This is a genomic window from Desulfomonile tiedjei DSM 6799 (assembly GCF_000266945.1).
In the GTDB taxonomy this organism is placed as follows: Bacteria; Desulfobacterota; Desulfomonilia; order Desulfomonilales; family Desulfomonilaceae; genus Desulfomonile; species Desulfomonile tiedjei.
Genome location: NC_018025.1, coordinates 3841431 through 3860799, shown reverse-complemented (window position 1 = coordinate 3860799; position 19369 = coordinate 3841431). Strand labels below are relative to the sequence as shown.

Annotated in this window: 10 protein-coding genes and 1 tRNA gene; 6 read left to right on the top strand and 5 right to left on the bottom strand. The window is 49.4% G+C overall.

Annotated features, from left to right (window positions below; genetic code table 11):
- Positions 1–78 precede the first annotated feature (78 nt).
- Together DESTI_RS16325 and DESTI_RS16320 are read left to right on the top strand one after the other, a co-directional pair.
- Positions 79–465, top strand: coding sequence for a DUF488 domain-containing protein (locus DESTI_RS16325; protein WP_014811069.1), 387 nt, complete (start codon positions 79–81; stop codon positions 463–465).
- A 473-nt stretch (positions 466–938) separates the two neighbouring features.
- Positions 939–2792 carry a hypothetical protein gene (locus DESTI_RS16320; protein ID WP_014811068.1) on the top strand — a complete coding sequence of 618 codons (1854 nt, stop codon included), beginning with the start codon at positions 939–941 and terminating at the stop codon, positions 2790–2792.
- 540 nt (positions 2793–3332) lie between these two features.
- On the opposite strand, the gene DESTI_RS16315 is transcribed toward DESTI_RS16320, so the two are convergent.
- Complete coding sequence (locus tag DESTI_RS16315; protein WP_014811067.1) at positions 3333–3620, bottom strand: hypothetical protein; 288 nt, start codon at positions 3618–3620, stop codon at positions 3333–3335.
- 852 nt (positions 3621–4472) lie between these two features.
- Here DESTI_RS16315 and DESTI_RS16310 point away from each other — a divergent pair.
- Positions 4473–5198: a PilZ domain-containing protein gene (locus DESTI_RS16310; RefSeq protein ID WP_014811066.1), complete on the top strand. Its 726-nt coding sequence runs from the start codon at positions 4473–4475 to the stop codon at positions 5196–5198.
- 240 nt (positions 5199–5438) lie between these two features.
- Here the strand turns inward: DESTI_RS16310 and DESTI_RS16305 are convergent, their stop codons facing one another.
- Positions 5439–6425, bottom strand: coding sequence for a magnesium transporter CorA family protein (locus DESTI_RS16305; protein ID WP_014811065.1), 987 nt, complete (start codon positions 6423–6425; stop codon positions 5439–5441).
- Positions 6426–7225: 800 nt separating this feature from the next.
- Between DESTI_RS16305 and DESTI_RS29035 the strand changes: the two genes are divergently transcribed.
- Positions 7226–10894, top strand: a complete 3669-nt coding sequence (locus tag DESTI_RS29035; protein ID WP_014811063.1) for a hybrid sensor histidine kinase/response regulator — start codon at positions 7226–7228, stop codon at positions 10892–10894.
- A gap of 12 nt (positions 10895–10906) precedes the next feature.
- Here the strand turns inward: DESTI_RS29035 and DESTI_RS29030 are convergent, their stop codons facing one another.
- The gene (locus DESTI_RS29030) at positions 10907–15865 is read right to left on the bottom strand and encodes a PAS domain S-box protein (RefSeq protein ID WP_014811062.1); all 4959 of its coding nucleotides are present in this window, start codon (positions 15863–15865) and stop codon (positions 10907–10909) included.
- A 597-nt stretch (positions 15866–16462) separates the two neighbouring features.
- Positions 16463–17095 carry a class I SAM-dependent methyltransferase gene (locus tag DESTI_RS29025; protein WP_014811061.1) on the bottom strand — a complete coding sequence of 211 codons (633 nt, stop codon included), beginning with the start codon at positions 17093–17095 and terminating at the stop codon, positions 16463–16465.
- Between the two features lie 61 nt (positions 17096–17156).
- On the opposite strand from DESTI_RS29025, the gene ispE reads away from it, so the two are divergent.
- Positions 17157–18014, top strand: coding sequence for a 4-(cytidine 5'-diphospho)-2-C-methyl-D-erythritol kinase (gene ispE, locus DESTI_RS16285; RefSeq protein ID WP_014811060.1), 858 nt, complete (start codon positions 17157–17159; stop codon positions 18012–18014).
- A gap of 22 nt (positions 18015–18036) precedes the next feature.
- Positions 18037–18111, top strand: a tRNA-Gln gene (locus DESTI_RS16280).
- Between the two features lie 278 nt (positions 18112–18389).
- Here the strand turns inward: DESTI_RS16280 and DESTI_RS16275 are convergent.
- Positions 18390–19352 carry a tripartite tricarboxylate transporter substrate binding protein gene (locus tag DESTI_RS16275; RefSeq protein ID WP_014811059.1) on the bottom strand — a complete coding sequence of 321 codons (963 nt, stop codon included), beginning with the start codon at positions 19350–19352 and terminating at the stop codon, positions 18390–18392.
- Between the last annotated feature and the right edge of the window lie 17 nt (positions 19353–19369).

Genomic DNA, 19369 nt, shown 5'->3' with positions numbered 1-19369 from the left:
TTCCTGTCACGTATTCCTTTTTTTCCACTTTCCTTTGGATCGACTCGGCCCATTGGCACAGGGCCGAAAGGAGTCACCATGGCTATTCGTGTCGTGAGACTCGGATCTCCCAGAGAACCGGGCGAAGGGCTTCGCATCGGAACAGTCCGCAGACCTCCCCGGGGTGTTCCGAAATCAGAATTCGCAACAAGGGACTTTTATGATGTCTGGCTGCCCAATCTTTCCCCCAGTCCGGACCTGATGAAGGAGGCGAGAACAGCTCATGATGAAGCTTCATGGGCAGCATTCAAGAAGAAGTTTCGCTCCGAAATGCGTGAATCCGAGGCAAGTAAGATTTTGGACCTGTTGGCCGCACTATCCCATCAGACCGATATGTCCATTGGTTGTTATTGCGAAGATGAAAACAGATGCCACAGGTCTGTTCTCAAAGAGTTGCTTTTGGAGCGACAAGCAAGTCTGATTTAATTTGTGCCAAAGATATTGAAAAGCACCGCTACTGCTCGAAAGATGAGGATAGGTTCGGTTAGGGCGCTTTGCGTGCGGACGAAAATAGAGCGAAATTTACGAATTGAATAGTACAAGGGGCAAATGTTAATGCTGTTAAGCGCATATTAACAGTCACACGATAAATTTACTTGACAGCTAACATGAGCCGCCGTACGTTCCAAGATCGGGGGACAGATCTCACTGTGCTTCAACACGTTTATTTTGGTTGATCCGAAGAGGGGCATTTTCAGGTAATTAAAACCATTACTGATCTTGAACGGCAGGGACGATTAGGGGGACCGCGCCGAAATGTGTCGCCATTTCGAGTGACTGTCTGGCCCATGAAAACAACATTCAGACAACTCGAAATCGCGATATCGGGCTTTCGATGCCGTTAAAGATATTAGGTTACAAGTTTTCTTGTATCCAATTTAGAGAAGGGAGGCTCTTGCATGATTCATCACGGGCTCGTAATGGAGCAGTTAGAAGAGAGAATCGTCCTGGATGGTGCTGTCAATGACGTCCAAGATGTGCAGGATTCACAGGGCGATGCCCAACACGTTGACAGTCTCGGCTGGATCTCTGCCGGAAACGGATGGTGGTATGAGGACACGGGTTCCGGCTGGTGGTTTAACGAGAATACCGGCTGGTGGTGGAACCAGAACACCGGCTGGTGGTGGAATGAGAGTGATGGCTGGTGGTTCAAGAACGAGAACGGATTTGATTTCTGGTATAAGGGAGATCATCAATACTGGGCATATGAGACTTCCACGAGCCTGTGGTTCTGGTGGGATGACATTGTAGATAATCATTGGGAGACAGCGTTTTCCTGGTATTACGATGATACTCATTCATACTGGGTTTTGAATGATTGGAATGGAACGTCCTATTATGCTGACGATGCACACTACTTTTATCGCGATCATTGGACCGGTGATGTCTATATCAATTCAAGCGGTACCTGGATAAACCTGGGGCATCAGCCTGAGGGCACAACACTGGCGCTGGATTTCGCCCCCGGGTGGGAGTATTCAAACATCACCATCATTGGGGAAGCTGACGGTTACCTTTATTTCCAAGGAGCTGATTCCGAACACATCGGAATTTATGGTTATAACGGATATTCAGCCAATCTGATTTATGAGGTCGATACAACTAGTGCATATCTATTAGGATCTGTAATCTATAATGATGATCTCTATTTTGTGATTGCCGGCCCTACCCCAGGAGACTGGGATTGTATGAAATTCGATGGGTCCGCGTTGACTGTAGCTTTTGAAGGCCCATCCGAGTCAGTTCTTCCATATGTGGGAACCTTCTGGTCATTTGTTGCTGGCGATGCGTTGTATCTCCCAATCTCAGATTCCGGCGGTGGAATAGACCTGTACGAGTACGACGGATCCTCTTTGAACATGGTCTTTGATGGTAATGTGTGGTGGCAGCCTCCTGCTTACAACCCGATGAACCCGTATGTGATGGAACCGTCCGGTACCATACCCTTTTATTTCAAATCCCTGGACGCGACAACAGGTGGATATGATCTGTATGAGTATGACGGGACCTCAGTTAGCTTAGTTTTTGATGGAAACGTGGACCCCAGGTACGTTGTTCGAACTTCTGACGGTGGGTACTTCTTCGCTCAGGATGCCGCCATGTGCTGGGATCTATATAAAGATAATGGTTTATCGACTACCAAAGTCTTCGATGGTAGCGGGGCTGCCCTCAATTACGCATTTCTTGGCGGTGATGGTGTGGACCTCTATTTCAATATGGGAGGCAATCTATACAAGTATGATGGAGCCTATACCTCTCAGGTATTGAGCGCAGGCCAATTTATCACTGTTACGGAATTTAATAGCGAGGTGTATTTCACGCGGTCAGATACAACCGGCTTGTCTTTGCATCAACTTCACGACGGCATGGACATTGTTGTGGCTACCAATGTTATGCAATGGCTTGGCAGAATTGACGGCCATCTCTGCTTCTTGACTCAGGGTGCAATGGGATTGGATCTGCACCAATATGACGGTTCAGCCCAAACGGTGTTAGCGAATAACATTATTCCGAATTTTGGCGGAATGTCCGCCTCCCCTGTAGTATATCAGAATGAGATTTACTTCAGCGCCATTGATCCGATAAATGGCCTTTTCGACAGCTACAAATACAACGGTTCTGAGGTAACACAGATTTTTCACGGCATGCCCCCTCAATACAACTTATTTTGGTCTGACAGCGGTGATCTGTATTTCGTAGGGACTGACCTCATCTTTGGCACGGAACTCTGGAAGTACGATCCTGCCGTGTAGATGACTGAAGAAACTTGCTTTCAAAATTAGACGAAAATCCCCTCTAACCCCCCTTTATTAAAGGGGGAATGGGGGGATTTTGAATGCAAATGTGAGACGGGAATGTCATGATCGTCGGTGTCGTTTGCACCGGCGATCATGCTTCGGAGCTTGGGGACCAGGCGGGAGAATGAAGACGTATTGCTGTCTTCAGATCGCAACACGTTCCCGAGTAAGCATTCACTTACGTGCGACATTCGATGAATGACCCGGAGGGGCAACCCTAGTGGTAGCCGTGGGTGTCAACCCACGGAAACGATGTGTCGAAATCCTTGTTCTTGCCGACCCTGGCGGGGTCCCTCAATGATATTCAGGCCTTGGGCGACCCCGCCGGGGTCGTTTATCATAGATTATGGACGCTCTGTTCCACGGGTTTCACCCGTGGCTACTGTCGGTTCGCTCCTCTGGAGCTCGAAATTCCATCTTTCCCCGTATAACTGAACGCTTACGTTCCCACCGATCCAGTGAATCGAGGTAAGCAAAAAGGTCACCGAATAACGGTTACTTTGGTTTGATCCTCTCCGCTATGGATTCGAGCGTCTTTGCCAGGAACCCTCTCGTTTCATGAGAGGACTTGCCAGCCAAATCCTCCAGAGTGGAAGCAAGGGCCTTGACCTTGTCCACGGCATTATCAGCCAGCGGCTCCAGTGTGCTTTTGAGCGACTCCGCCAGCCTCTGTGCCTCTCCGAGTGTATCGTCAATGATGGATCGGGAAGAGCTGGACGCAGGTCGCCAGTTAGTGAAAGGTTCGAATTTTCTTCGCCAGTTTTCTTCATGCTGCTGATTCATGTGATTACCTTCTGTAGTCCTCTTGGAGAATTGAATTCCACTCTACCCTGTTATCCGGCATATAGGACGCTAAAACCACAACTTTCTTTCTCGACTGATTGGGTTAAACCCTTCCTTACAAAAATTAAACAATTCCAATTTTTGTTGTGCAAGATTCAAACGCGCACCACCTATGAGAAAGAATACTTCACTTATGACTGCACTGTCAACCACAGCCTGTCATACTAGGTCAGTTGGCATCATCTGCACGGTGGCGGAGTTTATTTAAGAAGTAATTAGTCATCTCAACTGCACAAAGCAATAATACGGCAATACTTTATAACTGAAATGTCCTGAATACAAGCCAATTTATCCATCAAAGAAGTGTAAACGTAATCCGAGAGACACAGTGAAAGCTTCACAGACGATAAGCACCGAGCATTCAATGCCGGTTCATCCGAGCAGCGCTCTCGAGCAGTGGTGGCAGGCAGGACCTGCATTGTGGCCCCATTTCCCGGCTCCGTATGGAGGTCCGCATCCGTTCCAATATGTTCGATGATCTATGGTACATTGTACTTCGGGATTTCTCAAATGTTATGCCTACGAGAACACGAGGTACAGCCGGAGCACGCAGATCCAAGTCCGTTCCGGATGATTCGATTGTACTATTGTTGGATAGAGAAAACATTTTGAAGACGAAAGCGATAGGTTGTGTTAATCTACATGAGTATTGCTTCAGGTAGACTGATCGGCAATTCGCGTTTTCTTTGAAAGAATGCCGCCCTCGTGAATTCTACGGCTGCAGTGAACAATGACTTATGTGATGCCGCCGAGCAGAGAAGGGATCGATAGTCCTTTTTCAACCGTGACGAAATGACGGAAAAACCGAGAATTAATGCCAGAGACGCGGTAATTGACATCCGTTCCGGTGCTTCGGATGCCGAATTGATGGAAAAATATGGTTTGTGCGCGAAGGGACTCCAAAGCCTTTTTCGCAAACTGATCGAAGTCAGAGCAATCACCCGAGAGGAACTGGACCGACGACGAACTACTCTGCACAAGACTGCCCATGTCACACCAATCGTCGGCACAGACCTCACGAAAGATATCAGAGCAGGCATGAGCGATGCAGAGTTGATGCAAAAGTATGGCTTGTCTTCAGAAGGTCTCCGATTTACCCTGCAAGCCTTGATCGATACACAGGTCATAAGTCTGGATGAATTGTACAATACGACCCCGTCTCAGGCGGACACAGTTTTCGTTAACAACATGCGCGAGTCGCCCCGCTATTTTTTTGCAGTCGTAGTGGAAATCTATGAGGCGAAGCGACCCCACTTACGGGGAAATCTGAGCAATATCACCGAGAAAGGGATTGCAACCGAGGGTATCGAAACTCGCGAGGGTGAAACGAAAGTCCTCGTGATTCCTACAGACAGATTTCCGGAAATCGATCGCATTGTACTCGAAGCGGAATGTCGCTGGGTCAAACAAGATGAAAATACCGGGGAATGGGCCGCAGGTTTCGAGATAACCAAGATTTCCGACGAATGCCTTGATAATCTAGCGAAACTTATGTCAGTCGCCTGCTTCCTCGAATGACCGATCAGGAAGCCATTGTCTCAATCCCGCAGGAAATAGTCCTCCAGATACCGACATCTGTATGAATGCCGGTTCCTTTCGGCTTATACAAATGTGCGTTCAAAGAAGTAACGTCTAGCAAATCCGGTCCCGGTATGTCTCCGAAGCGAAGTCAGGCGGTGCCGTTCGTAGCGAAGGAGATTTGCCGGGACCGGCAAATAACAGGTTTCTCAATATTCCTTCTATGAAAGCACTTTGGTATTACAGCCATCCTCTGCGTTTGAAGTAGAAGTACGGAAGGATCGCAGAAATCACCATGAGCGCGAGGGCCATTGGATAGCCAAATTCCCAGCCTAATTCAGGCATTGCCCTAAAATTCATTCCATAAATGCTCGCTAGCAAGGTCGGCGGGAGAAACACCACCGCAGCCACCGAGAAGATCTTGATAATGCTGTTCTGCTCGATATTGATCAATCCGAGAGTTCCATCCAGTATGAAATTGACCCTGTTGGCAAGGAAGGTTGCATGCTCCGTGAGTGAACGAACGTCACGGATGAGCGTCTGAAGCCTTGATTTTGTTTCCGGGCTCCACCAACCGTCTCCGCTCTGAGAAAGAAAGATGAGCAATCGGTTCATGTTCAAGACGCTCAAGCGTTCCTCAGATACCAGCTCCCCATATTTACCTATTTCAGTGATAGCTTCTTTTAGATCGACCTTTTTCTCTCCCTTTTCGCCTTTCCCCGTCGGTCCCGAGAAGAACACCCTGTGGGCCAGTCTGTCCAGATCGAGGGCCGTTGCTTCCAGGCTGTCCGCAAGGTCGTCAACAATCAGTTCCAGCATGCTTTCCATGAGCAAATCGCTGGATTGAATCTGACTGGCTCCACGAGTCAGGCGACTGGTAAATAGACGAAATCTCTTGGAATCGACATATCGGACCGAGATCACGGCCGCAGGAGTCAAGATGAAACGAATATCCGTTGTGGATGGCTGCTCCGATTCAAGACGTGCAAGAATTGAAGCCGTCAGATAAATTGTATCTTCCCTACGATAAAATCGGCTACTATCCTCGATTTCCGAAAGCTCCTGACTCGTCGGAACCTCAATGCCCAGAAAGGATTCTATGATCTGCTCTTCACTTTTTGAGGGCTCGAGCAGGTCGAGCCACACCATCTCTTCCGGAAAATCGGAAATATCTTTCAGCGAAACGGGATGGATTCCATCGTGCGCTTTGACATAGGCGGTGATCATATTCCGTGACTCCTTCTCCCGCTCTCGTTATAGTACGGTAACGCAGCGGAATACCATAAAATATCCTGAACGAAAATTCGGGAAGAAACGCCTGATACCGATTCGCTTTGCTCTTCATAGTCTGGGAGGCTGGAGGTATCTTTCGCTCCGGACGACGCAAAAGCCGTCTAATCACTCCGCTCAGAACACCTCAGCCTTCGCCATATTATACGCATAATTGCCAAATGGTATGAGATGAGATCTTCCACAAGTGCTGGACGCATCCAGGTCATTCCTTTAAGAACCTCCTGGATTCGAGCAGTGAGTCTAGCTCACGAGCATGACGCGAGCAATATGCCTTCACCGTTTGCCGTGTTTCTAATGCAATCCTAATGCAAAATCTACAAAGAATACTCCCGTGAGGAGAGGCTGATTCAGTCATGCACTTAATCTACTGATATTATAGATTATAATCAGGAGAAAATTGAGGCAAAAACGGGAATATAGAATCCGGATAGCGCGTAGAAATTCCTTTACCAAGGATTTTTCAACGGAAACGTCCGCCTCAAAGGCAAGAAACATCACGTTTATGGTCCTAACCGGGCGAGAGGTGTGATATGCTCGGTTTGTTGGTTTTCCTCTGGAGATCCAACCTATTCCGTATCGAAAACAGCCATTTGGAGCCAACCGCGCCGTTACTCCCAGAGAATTTCAAGTACAGAGAAAGGGGAAAAATGTGGAAAGCAGGCGTTCACGAATTCTGTTCCCGACCCAGTGTTTAAGTTTCAAGAATACTACCTTTCTCAAGAGAGGCACATGAGATGAAATCTTTTCCGCGGTGGCTCCTCGTTGCGTCGCTGCTGGCAATGTCAATCTTAATGGCTGGAGGTTATTGGTTTCATCTTTACCAGGAGCACCATGTGCGGAGGAGCGCAGAGGCCAACCTTGAAGCGGCTGCACACTTAAAGGTCAATCAGATAGTGCAATGGCGGATTCAACACTTGCGTAATGCCTCGGCTATCGTGGAAAGCCCTTTTCTTATCGAGGCAGTGGAGCGATGGTTTGTTGACCCCGATCCCGAAGTGGCAGCGAAGATTCTCTCTCGATTTCAGACGATACAACGAGTTCTTGAATATCACAACGTGATACTCGTGGAGCGCGACAACAAGGTGAGACTCAGTCTCCGCGATCATGCCAGCGATCTCCATGAAGTAGCGGCGAAGGCTCGCGATCAGGCAATGCAGCAAAGAAAACCCGTGATGACGGATCTGCATGAGGGACCGGAAGAATTCCCGCCACATGTTGATATAATAGCGCCTTTTTTCTCCAGGACGGCCAATACGGAAGAACCGATTGGTGCCGTCGTCCTCCAGGTTGATGCTCGGCATTTCCTCTATCCTCTCATCCATTTTTGGCCGGTGAAAAGCTCCTCAGCAGAAACTCTGCTGGTCAGGAAAGATGATGAAGCAGTCCTTTTCCTTAATGAACTGCGCCACCAGACGGATACAGCCCTCAAATTACGGCTTCCTCTCACCATGAAGGATCTACCTGCCAGTATGGCAGTATCGGGAATCGAGGGCGTCGTTCAAGGCACCGATTACCGTGGCGTTGAGGTCCTTGCAGCTTTGAAAGCCGTTCCGGATTCATCCTGGTTCATGATTTCCAAGATGGACATAGCTGAAGCGCTCGCCGATTTGAGGACCCGTTCTCTTCTGAGTATTGCTTTTGTTCTGGTTCTCCTTGCCTTCCTGGTGGCTGCAGTAGGCTGGATCTGGCAACAACACCGAAAGAAGCATTACAAGGAGCTGCTTCGCGCTGAAATGGAACTGCGCCGAGTGGAAGAGCGACACAGAATCACCCTCATGAGCGTTGGAGACGCGATAATCTCCACGGATATTGCGGGCCGGGTAGAGATGATCAATCCCGTTGCGGAGTCACTCACCGGCTGGAATGGTGAAGATGCCATCGGCAAGCCTTTAGAACAGGTGTTCCGCATTTTGAATGAAGATACTCGCAATACTGTCGAGAACCCGGCCAGCAAAGTTCTGCGTGAGGGACTCGTCATCGGGCTGGCCAATCATACCTTGCTGATTGCCAGGAACGGTACGGAACGACCTATAGCTGATAGCGCAGCACCAATTAAGGACGAGGACGGAGTTGTAACCGGTGTGGTCCTCGTGTTTCGCGATCAGTCCGAAGAGCGTGCGACACAGCGGCTTCTCATCGAGGAAAAAGAGAAAGCACAGCATTATCTGGATGTTGCCGGAGTAATGTTGCTTGCGCTCGATGTCACCGGTCGCGTGACAATGGTGAATAAGAAAGGGTGTGAGATCCTGGATCGCCCCGAAACTGACATTCTTGGGAAAGACTGGTTCGAGCACTTTATCCCTGAGACAATTCGCTATCAGATAAAAGACCGCTTCCGCGAAGTCATTACAGGATCTCTCAAGGATAGCGAATATGCAGAGAACATGGTCCTGACCGGCCGTGGGAAAAACAGACTCATAGCATGGCATAACTCAATCCTGATGGATCGAAAAGGTGCGATCGTCGGAACCCTGTCATCCGGAGAGGACATTACCGTCCGTAGAGGTGCGGAACAGGCTTTGCGAGAAAGTGAAGAGCGTTTTCGCCGATTGTACGAGCAGTCACCATTGCCATATCAGTCATTGGATGCGGAAGGAAGACTTCTTGATGTGAACAATGCGTGGCTGAACGAACTGGGCTATGAGCGAACCGACGTGATCGGGAAATCATTCGGAGAATTCCTGGCAAACGACGGCGACGCCTCACGTTTTCCCGATCATTTCGAACAGCTTAAACAGGAGGGTGAGGGTCATGGCATCGAATTCGAGATGAAACGCAAGGACGGTGCCATCATAACGGTATTATTCGAGGCCAGGGTAGCCCACAATGATAAAGGAGAATTCCTCCAGACGCATTGCATCTTCACAAATGTTACCGAAACTCGGCGGGCAGAGGTGGAACGAGAGCGCCTCGTTTCAGCAATTGAACAAGCTGGTGAAGCAGTAGTTGTTACGGATATAGCAGGTACGATTCTGTTCGTGAATCCCGCTTTCGAGAAAATTACCGGTTACGCATACGAGGAGGCTGTGGGCAAGAACCCGCGTATCCTGCAGAGCGGAGAACATGAAGCCGACTTCTACAAACGTTTGTGGGATACCATCAGAGCAGGCGAGATCTGGACGGGGCGATTCATCAACAAAAGAAAAGATGGGCGAATCTATCAGGAAGATGCAACGATTTCTCCCGTAAAAGACTCAGCGGGCCATATCAGGAACTACGTTGCGGTGAAACATGATATCACCGAGCACCTGGAACTCTCCAGGCAACTCCAACAGGCCCAGAAAATGGAGGCGGTAGGTACGTTGGCAGGCGGCGTTGCCCATGATTTCAACAATCTCCTGCAGGTCATCCTGGGGTATTCTGAGATGATTCTCACGGACGAAGGATTATCTGCGGCCCATAAAGCAGATCTTTCGAAGATCTGTCACGCAGCGAAAAGCGGTGCCGACCTCGTTCAAAGGCTGCTTACTTTCAGCCGAAAGTCCGATACCAAGGCCATTCAGCTTAACCTGAACAACCGAGTAGAGCAGTTGGAGAAAATGCTCTCTCGCACCATACCCAAGATGATAGATATTGAGATCTCTCTGGCTGAAGACTGCAAAACCATCTATGCGGATCCGATGCAGATCGAACAAGTCCTGATGAATCTTGCCATTAATGCCAGGGATGCCATGCCTGAAGGGGGAAAACTGGTCATCACAACGGAGAACGTTACGGTCCATGAGGACTGTGCCAAAACTCGCCTGGGACAGGTGCCAGGTGATTACGTTCTCTTGCGGGTCACGGACACCGGCCTCGGGATGGACAGTGAGACTCTCGAGCATATTTTCGAGCCCTTTTACACGACCAAAGGTCCGGGCGAGGGCACAGGATTAGGTCTCGCAATGGTTTACGGGATTGTGAAACAGCACGGGGGGTACATCTTCTGCTACAGCGAACCCGGTGAAGGAACAACCTTCAAATTGTATTTTCCGGCTGTGGAATCGGATGCAGAACCGGACAAGCCGAAAGCTGCTCAATTTCTGCAGGGAGGGTCCGAAACGATATTGGTCGTTGATGATGATGAACTGATCCGTGAACTGGGCCTGAGGATTCTGAGCAAGCTCGGCTACAAGGTGATTTTGGCCTCCAACGGAAAAGAGGCTCTGAAGATATTTCGAAAACAGAAGCGTGAAATCTCCCTTATCATCATGGACCTGATCATGCCGGAAATGGGCGGAAAGCAGTGTCTGGAAGAGATACTCAAGATCGACCCGAAAGCTAAAATATTGATTGCCAGCGGTGTCTCAGCCCGCAGCCACATAATCGATATCGATGAGGCAGGAGTTAAGGGAATTGTCAATAAACCCTACGACATGACAGAGCTTTTCACTGTGGTCCGCGAAACGCTCGATGCAAAGTAGTTGCCCTGAAGATTATTCATCCAGAGCCTTGCGAACCTGTCTCAGAAATTCCTTATATTTAAACGGCTTGGCAACGAAGCCTTTCGCTCCCAGCTCAATGCATTCTTTCGTGGATCCGTCCGCGGCGTATCCGCTTGTGATGAGAACTCTCACTTTAGGATTTATCTTGAGCAGACCCTTGAGGCAATCCTTGCCTCCCATCTGGGGCATGATGAGATCGAGAACAATCAGAGAAATCCGGTCCTTGTCTCTGCTATATATTTCCAATGCTTCTGAACCATTGTTTGCAGTAATTATGGTGTAACCACTCCTCTGAAGAATCCTCTCACCAAGATTACGAATCAGCTCCTCATCATCCACCAACAAAACGGTTTCTGTTCCGAAAGCCGGCATTTCCATCGATTTTTCCAGATCGATTTCCGTCCTTCCGGTAATCGCGGGCAGGTACAAGTTGAACGTGCTCCCATGGCCGACTTCACTGTAGCAAGTGACGTGTCCCCCGTGCTGCTTGACAATTCCATAGACTGTTGCCAAGCCCAGCCCGGTACCTCTCCCCAACTCCTTCGTCGTATAGAAAGGCTCGAAAATATGTTCCAAAGTCTGCTTGTCCATGCCATGACCTGTATCGGTAACCGAGAGTAAGACGTACTCTCCTGGTTCAACGTCTGCATGAAATCCACAGTATTCCTCATCAAGCTCCACATTTCGAGTTCCGATAGTCAGAGTGCCGCCATCCGGCATTGCATCGCGGGCATTCACAGCGAGATTCATGAGTATCTGTTCTATCTGTGTGGGGTCTGCATTCACCCTGTGAAGCACTTCCGCCAACTGCAATCGAATGTCGATCATTTTGGGAATGGTTCGTTCAAGGAGTGCTTCCAGTTGCTTGACTTGCCGGTTCAAATTAAGTGGTGTGAGTTCGGCTTCGACTTTTCGGCTGAAAGTAAGTAAGCTTCTCACCAGTTCAGCACCGCTCTTGGCAGCATTGTTGATCTTCTTGAGATCGCCGTAATCCGGATCTCTGTCATTCTTCTCCGTCAGAAGCAGCTCTGAATAGCCAAGCGTTATCTGGAGAAGATTGTTGAAATCGTGGGCTATGCCGCCCGCCAGCGTACCTATGGCTTCCATCTTTTGAGCCTGGAGAAGTTGCCTCTGGAGCGCAGCCTCTCTCGTCACATCCCGTTCGACCACCACAAAGTTGAGAAGTGCCCCCCGAGGATCGGATACCGGTGCAATCATTACATCTTCTTCAAAAATCACACCGTCTTTCCGTTTTCTCGTAAAGTGTCCGCTCCACCGTTCTCCACGGGTAAGACTCTGCAGAATCGACTGCGTAACAGCAAAGTCATGTTCCTCATTTTCAAACAGGGAAAGCGTCCGTCCCACCATCTCTTCCCGCGTGTACCCGGTAATCTTTTCATATGCTGGATTCACATATTCTATGATTCCCCGGGTATCGGTCATAACCATTCCTTCCAGAGCCTGCTCCACCGCGGTTGCAAGACGTCTCTGGGCAAGTTCCGATCGTTTGCGTTGACTTATATCCAGGACGGTTCCTGTCATGCGGACTGGGGAGCCGTCTTCATCCCGTTTCACGACACGACCGCGTGCTAACACCCATTTCCATGTCCCATCTTTGGAACGGACTCGAAATTCGTCCTCATATTGCTCTGAACGCTTTTCAAAATGGGAATCCAACAATTCAAGAACCCGTTGCTTTTCATCGGGGTGTAAGAAGGTTCGCCACGCTTCGACAGTAGGTTCTATTTCTTCTGCCGAGTAGCCGATGAGGTTCAGAACCTTCTCATTCACTTTGAGGAAGCCGTTCTGCACGTCAAGATCCCAAAAACCGAGATCACCTCCGCTCAATACAAGTTGTAATGTCTGTTCGCCGGCTCTAAGGGCTGTTTCCCAGCGTTTCCTTTGCAACGCTAGAGCATAAAACTTTGCCAGACGCTTAACAACGTTCAGATCCTCTTCGTCATAGTCTCGATCGGAGTTTGCCAACGCAATCTGTCCGACAATCTCGTAACCGAGAGTTACAGGAACCGAAAGGAATCTTTCCAATGGAATGTGCCCTGGAGGAGTTCCTCCTGAGGCGGAATGCGATGCGGGAGAATTGGTAAAGAACGGCTCTCCGGTATTAAGCGAGTGTCCATACAGCTTTGGATATCGTCCGTCAGGATTCTTGGCAAACACAATTCTTCGGTTTTCCACGAGTGTGCAAGCAGAATCCAACATGGACGTAAGGGTAAGGCAGATATTTTCCCCAGTTGCTTGATCGATCTCCGTCACGTAACCATGTAGGCTTCTCGTCAATGACTTGGCTTTGTCAAGCACGGCTTCTGCCATGTCACTTATGGATGCGGACTGAGACATCAGTGGAATGTAAAGCTCTGCAAGAGCGAAATTCGCTGCCAATTCCCGCTCCAGCCTGGATTCGGCTATCTTCTTTTCACTTATGTCTTCCATCATCGCCTGACAGCCCGTTACAGCTCCGGTGGAATCCAATTTGGGCCTGACAAGAATCCGTAGGTACGAGGTTTTATTCCATTTACTCGTATACGGGATTTCCGCGTACTGCGGCTGTTCTGTTGCCAAGCAGTTCCTGAAAATGCCTGAGATGCCTGAGCGTACGAGAAGCGGGAACATCAGCATGTTGATCGATTTCGTATCTTCATGAGACGGAGAGCCCATAATCTCGAGCAGCTTCTGGTTTACCTCGAGAATGCGGCCCGCTGTGTCTATAGACAGAAGTCCCACAGGAGCTTCCTCGAAGAGAGCCTTGTACTTTGCTTCACTTTGTCTGAGGGCCTCTTCGGCCCACGTTCGCCGCGTGACGTCAAGATTGACGATGACCGCGGCTTCAACACGGCCGTCTTCATCCAAGACTGGAGCGGTGTAATTCAGAATAATACGCTTTTGCCCATCAAGAGCGTCAATCTCCAACAATTCGTCCGTGACCGTAACGCCTTCGTTCACTGTCCGCGTGAGAGCCCACTCCTCAGGCGCAATGGGCTCACCGGACGGCAATCGACGAGCTTTGAATACGCCATAATCCTCTTGACCTACGAGCGGTTCTGCACCCCATATGGCACGGCCCGCACTATTGCTCCGAAGAAGATGTCCGGTCTCATCAGCTATCCAGAGTCCAACCGGCAGTATTTCGTAGATCTTATCGAGAAGTCGCTCACGATGCCGCAGTGCCTCTTCGGCCTTCTTGCGATCCGTGATGTCCAATATCGTACCGATTATGCCGGCAACTTCTCCCGAAGCATCCGTAAAAGTCGCTTTGTGAAATAGTCCATGGCGAATGGATTCGTCTTGCGTCTTGAAATCACTTTCATAGTATTGAAGTCCCGGATTTCGGAACAAGTCTTCGTCTTTAGCTTGGTAAAACTCTGCGATTTCTTTGGAAATTAAGTCAAGGATGCAGTTTCCGATGATCTTTTCTTTCGGTATTCCTAAGAATTCAGCGAAAGCGGCATTACAGCCTCGATAAATATAATTGCGATCTTTGAAAAATACAGGAGCAGGTATTGCCTCAAGAAAGGCTTCCTTGAATGCGAGCTGCTGTTCGAGGGCTTCCTCAATCTTCTTGCGTTCCGTTATATCCGTTTGGACGGATACGGATAGTAACGTTTCTCCGTTTCTCTTCAAAAGATGACCGGCATTCAGGAGCACCGTCCGCCGTTCTCCCGATTTCGTGAGGAGAACCAATTCGACATTTCGCGCCTGCCCCGTCAGTCTCCATCGATCGAAGGCTTCTCTCCGTTGGCCCTGGCATTCTGATGCATAAATCTTTGTTACAGATTCTCCGATTAACTCGTCACGTTCGTAACCCAGGATTTTTAGAGCGGCAGCATTGGCGTCGATGATGGTACCTTCGGGAGAAATGATGTAGCAGTAATTATTATTTGTCTCAAAGAAGTTGTGGAAGAGTTCCTCGTTTTGGCGCAGTTTTTCTTCGGAAAGCTTCCTTTCCGTGGTGATCAGGAAATAAACGGAAATGCCTTTCTCGCGAGGATACACCCTGACCTCATACCAATTCTGATAAGGGGCTACATCGAAATAAGTCTCGAAGCTTACGAATTTTCCGGTATCGATCGCTTCTCTGAGCCTGATTTCGAAAATAGATCCTTGCATCTCCGGGAATGCACTGGCGAAGTGCTTTCCCAAAACCTCATCCGGACTGCGTCCCAAGTGCCGACTTGCCGATGCATTGAAGTAGGTCACCACCATAGTGTCGTCGAGCGCAAGAAAAGCGTCAGAGATGCTTTCCAAAGTGCCGGCAAGTTCGCGTTCGGCAGCTTTGCGGCATCGATCCGTATCAATTCTGTGCAAGGCAAAGGCCATATCCTCCGACAACTCCCGAAAAAGAGTCTGCTCCTCCTCGTCATAAGCGTAACCTACAGGCACGGATACGACCAAAACGCCGTACACCTTGGCGCCGAATGCAAGACGCCGGGCTAACACTGCGCGGCCTTTGTGTCCACTCGCGAGCGCACAGTCGTTGCAGGCGTTCACAGGATCTTCCAGAACAACATTCTCATTGCTGAGGGCCTTGATGGTGCATGAGGGAAATTCGCCTCGCTCCAGTTGCTCTTTCACACTCCTGAAGTGTTCACTGAGACCTGCGGCTGCGGTGACGGTCATCTTTTTTCCCGTGTCGTCCAGCAATCCGATCCAGGCGCTGTGATAGCCTAATGTTTCGGTAAGATTTGCACATGCCCGCTCAATGAGGCGATGCGGATCGTTCTCGTGAACGATGAGCTTGTTGACATTGCGAACGGCTACTAAGACTTGCCTGATATGGGCCGTTCTGGCTTCAGCCCGAGCAAGACGAATCACCAGAGGGCCTTCTTTGCCCATGACCGTTTCCGCCTGACCGGAACGAATGGCTTCAAGCATTGCCTCGGCCTTACGACAACGCCGTTCCAATTCATCATACGTCGGTTTATCTTCGCTCATCAAATCTTCCCGTACTTCTCGATAGAAGGCGCACATTAAGATTGGTTCGTTCTTGAGAATAATGGCGGAATTTCATCGGATTCTCAGATCGTCCGGCATTTCTCAACAAATTCACACCGGAGTGACAGATATGAGCGCGCAGCGTATTCTCATCAACCAGCATTATTCCATCGCTGACAGCGCAAGTTATTAAAATATAGATACTATTCCGACAACTCTTCTCCCTTATTCCCCGCTGAGCACGTCGCGTGACCCTCGGGCATGCCGAGAGCGAGAACCGCCTAAATCCAGGAAATGCGGGCGATGTTCTTGCATATCTCCGTACGCAATTCATCCTTCCTCACCCTTTCCTTTATCGTCCCCAAGACACGAGACAGGTTATCTGCGCCCGTTCTATTCATAACCAAAAATATTCAACTATATTGCGATATTGGAGTCTCGAGCCGGTAACGTGAGATGACTCCAGGTTCGAAAGAAACTGAATGACTGACTCCCTAGTGAAAACTGCCGCAATAATACAGGAGAATATCCTCTCTCAAAAGGAAAAAATGAAGCAAGCATAAAAATTATGTTATCTGAGGTGGTGTCAAGGTCTGATTATGTTGAGAGTTTCAGAGAAAAAATGCTTATTTCCTGATCCGGGAAGCCTTGTACCTGCACGTGTTCCGTAAATTCTTCGGAGATGAACCCCGCATAATTCATGCGTCCGATAAAGCGTGATACACAGAGCCTCTTTCTGTCCGCGAGAAGGATTGTTCCTTCAGGGTTTAATATCTTTCTGAAAAGCTCGATCAAAGAGCCGTGAAAGAAATAATCGTAGAGAATCTCCGAACCTAGTATCAGGTCGAATTTTCCGATCGAGCCGGGTTGTTCCCAGTCGAGGAATCCTGTGGCAAAATTGTGCAAACCGTTCAGACGAGCATTCTTGTCTGCAAAGTTCAGAGCCTTTGGCATGAAATCCGTGAACAATACCTCTGCTCCGCATAATCCGGCGGTCACACCGGCAAGTCCGAGCCCGCACCCGAGTTCGATGGCCTGCTTTCCTCCGATTTCGAATGATTGCACGTGTTTTGCCAAAGCAATAGCTGCAGAAGTAATCCCCCACCAGAATGTCAGGCGTTCGCTCGAGTCCTTTTCCTGCCCGGGAACCATCATGCGTATGGAGTTCTCTCCAACAGGAATGGAAATTTCACTGCAACCCGGATGAACCACTATTTTACCTTTCTTCATTGACATTCTTCAGGTTCAAATTTAATCTTTTCAGGAAAAAAATTCATAGGAAATCACACTAGTGCGAAAGATACGAGCGACAACTCCTGCCAAAATCAACTTGTTCCTGCAGGTTCTCGATCGTCGTCCGGATGGATACCATACCATTGAGACCTTGTACCAGGCAATCAGCCTGCGTGACGAATTGATCGTAGAGAAATCCTCAGGTCCCTGCAAACTTGATGTAATCGGTGCAGCTCAACTAAAATCGGATGATAACCTGGTAATCAGAGCGCTCAGGTGGATGGAAGATCGTGTAGGCTGTCGGATACCCGTTAAGATACGTCTAACCAAGCAGATACCGATTGCTGCGGGTCTTGGTGGCGGAAGTTCCAATGCGGCCGGAATGCTTCTTGCCCTGCGGGAGCTGTTTCAGTTCCGGGTCTCGGATCAGGATCTGCGCACGGGGGCTGAAGAACTGGGTGCTGATATCACTTTTTTCTTCAGCGGGGGATCTGCAGTGGGAGAGGGCATCGGCGAAATTGTCACGCCGGTGAAAATTGCTTCTGACTACCGTATCATGCTGGTTAACCCGGGATTTCCCGTCTCCACCGCCAGAGTATACCGTGAGTTTTCCAGGAACTTGACAGGCAATCCCGTGGAGGGTAGATTGTGGTCGGTGCTGCGGGAGTCCACGGACGTGTGTGACATTCTCCACAACGACCTGCAGCCCGTGAGCGAGTCTTTGTATCCCGAGATTCTTGAAATAGGTAAGCGTCTCGAGGATAAGGGATTCAAGCACGTACTCATGTCCGGAAGCGGTCCGACCTTTTTCGCTTTGGTTCCCCGGGGAGAATCGATCCCGGTAAACTTTTCGTTTCCAGCGGAATGGATTATCCTGGAAGCGTCACCGGAACTGAACGGGATCGTGCTGGACTGATTCACCGTTCCTTTCATGCTGATGGGGCGTCGTCAAGCGGTAAGACACGGGTCTTTGGAACCCGCATTCGGAGGTTCGAATCCTCCCGCCCCAGCCAACAACCCCTCAGAATGATCGAATGCATCGTCCCGAGAAGCGGCCTGATACCGATTCGCTTTTCTTCTTATAATCTGGGAGGCCGAGGTATCCTTCGCTCCGGACGACGCAAAGCCGTCTGATCACTCCGCTCAAGATACCCCGGCCTCCGCTATGTTATGTGCATAACTGCGAAATCGTATGAAAAGCGGTAAAAAGAGGCTTTCTTAGATTCTACCTTGTTTGACTTTGGGTCGCGATCCTCTTTTCGAAACAGTCCGGACGGATACGGTGGAGTCGCTATTTTTTCAGGAGGAGATCGTGTTCCTTCAGCAACTGCTCGCAAGTCTCAATCTGCTCGGCAATGTACTTCTTCGATTGTTCGCTATTCAAACACATGGGCACGAATCCTGCCGTAATGATTTTGGAACGATAATTGTCGGTGTTCACCGTATCGAGGAAGGCTTTTTCCAATCGGGCCGTAACGTCTGGAGGAGTTCCTTTGGGCACAGCCACGCCCCGATCGATCCGTGGAAAGAATTTCATCCCCTCTTCTTCAAACGTCGGGACACCGGGAAGCTGCTCCATACGCTTTTCAGAGCCGATTGCCAGAACTTTGATCTGAGTCTGATACGTCACCAGATCCGAGGAGTTCCCAAAGATAGCTTCTACGTGACCGCCGAGTAAATTGGTGATCTGTGGCGCTGCGCCGGTGAATGTCACCAAGGTAAGTTTTGTTCCTGTCATTTTCATGAATTGAAGCGCTGCCATATGATGACCGGAGAATTTGCCGGACATGCCCACAGTAGCCTTGCCCGGATTGGCTTTGGCGAATTCTATGAACTCCTTGACACTGTTGACCGACGAGCCCTTTTTGACTGCCAGACCGATCGGTGTCGATTCGAAGATGCACACGGGGTTGATTTCCTGAGTCTTAAAAGCCACATCCGCCTGACAAAGTGGCTGAAGGACGATGTGGGGAACGTTTATTCCGCAAATCGTGTAGCCGTCGGGCTTTGCTTGAGAGAATTTTGTCCATGCCAACCCACCTCCCGCACCCGGCATGTACGTGATTACAATGGGAACTCCCAGGTCTTTTTCAAGAAACGGTTGCTGGAGGCGAGCCTCCACATCAGACTGGCCGCCCGGATTGAAGGGAATCACATACGTTACGGGTCCGGTCGGATATTTTTCGGCACTCATGACCATTCCTGCCAGAGCAAAGATAGCCACGATGATGAAGAGCAGTTTGAATCCTTTCATTTTTCGGTCCTTTCTTG

Bases quoted from the DNA above. Each gene is read 5' to 3' on its own strand.
- DESTI_RS16325 (WP_014811069.1), top strand. From the start codon at position 79: ATGGCTATTCGTGTCGTGAGACTCGGATCTCCCAGAGAACCGGGCGAA.
- DESTI_RS16320 (WP_014811068.1), top strand. From the start codon at position 939: ATGATTCATCACGGGCTCGTAATGGAGCAGTTAGAAGAGAGAATCGTC.
- DESTI_RS16315 (WP_014811067.1), bottom strand. From the start codon at position 3,620: ATGAATCAGCAGCATGAAGAAAACTGGCGAAGAAAATTCGAACCTTTC.
- DESTI_RS16310 (WP_014811066.1), top strand. From the start codon at position 4,473: ATGACGGAAAAACCGAGAATTAATGCCAGAGACGCGGTAATTGACATC.
- DESTI_RS16305 (WP_014811065.1), bottom strand. From the start codon at position 6,425: ATGATCACCGCCTATGTCAAAGCGCACGATGGAATCCATCCCGTTTCG.
- DESTI_RS29035 (WP_014811063.1), top strand. From the start codon at position 7,226: ATGAAATCTTTTCCGCGGTGGCTCCTCGTTGCGTCGCTGCTGGCAATG.
- DESTI_RS29030 (WP_014811062.1), bottom strand. From the start codon at position 15,865: ATGAGCGAAGATAAACCGACGTATGATGAATTGGAACGGCGTTGTCGT.
- DESTI_RS29025 (WP_014811061.1), bottom strand. From the start codon at position 17,095: ATGAAGAAAGGTAAAATAGTGGTTCATCCGGGTTGCAGTGAAATTTCC.
- DESTI_RS16275 (WP_014811059.1), bottom strand. From the start codon at position 19,352: ATGAAAGGATTCAAACTGCTCTTCATCATCGTGGCTATCTTTGCTCTG.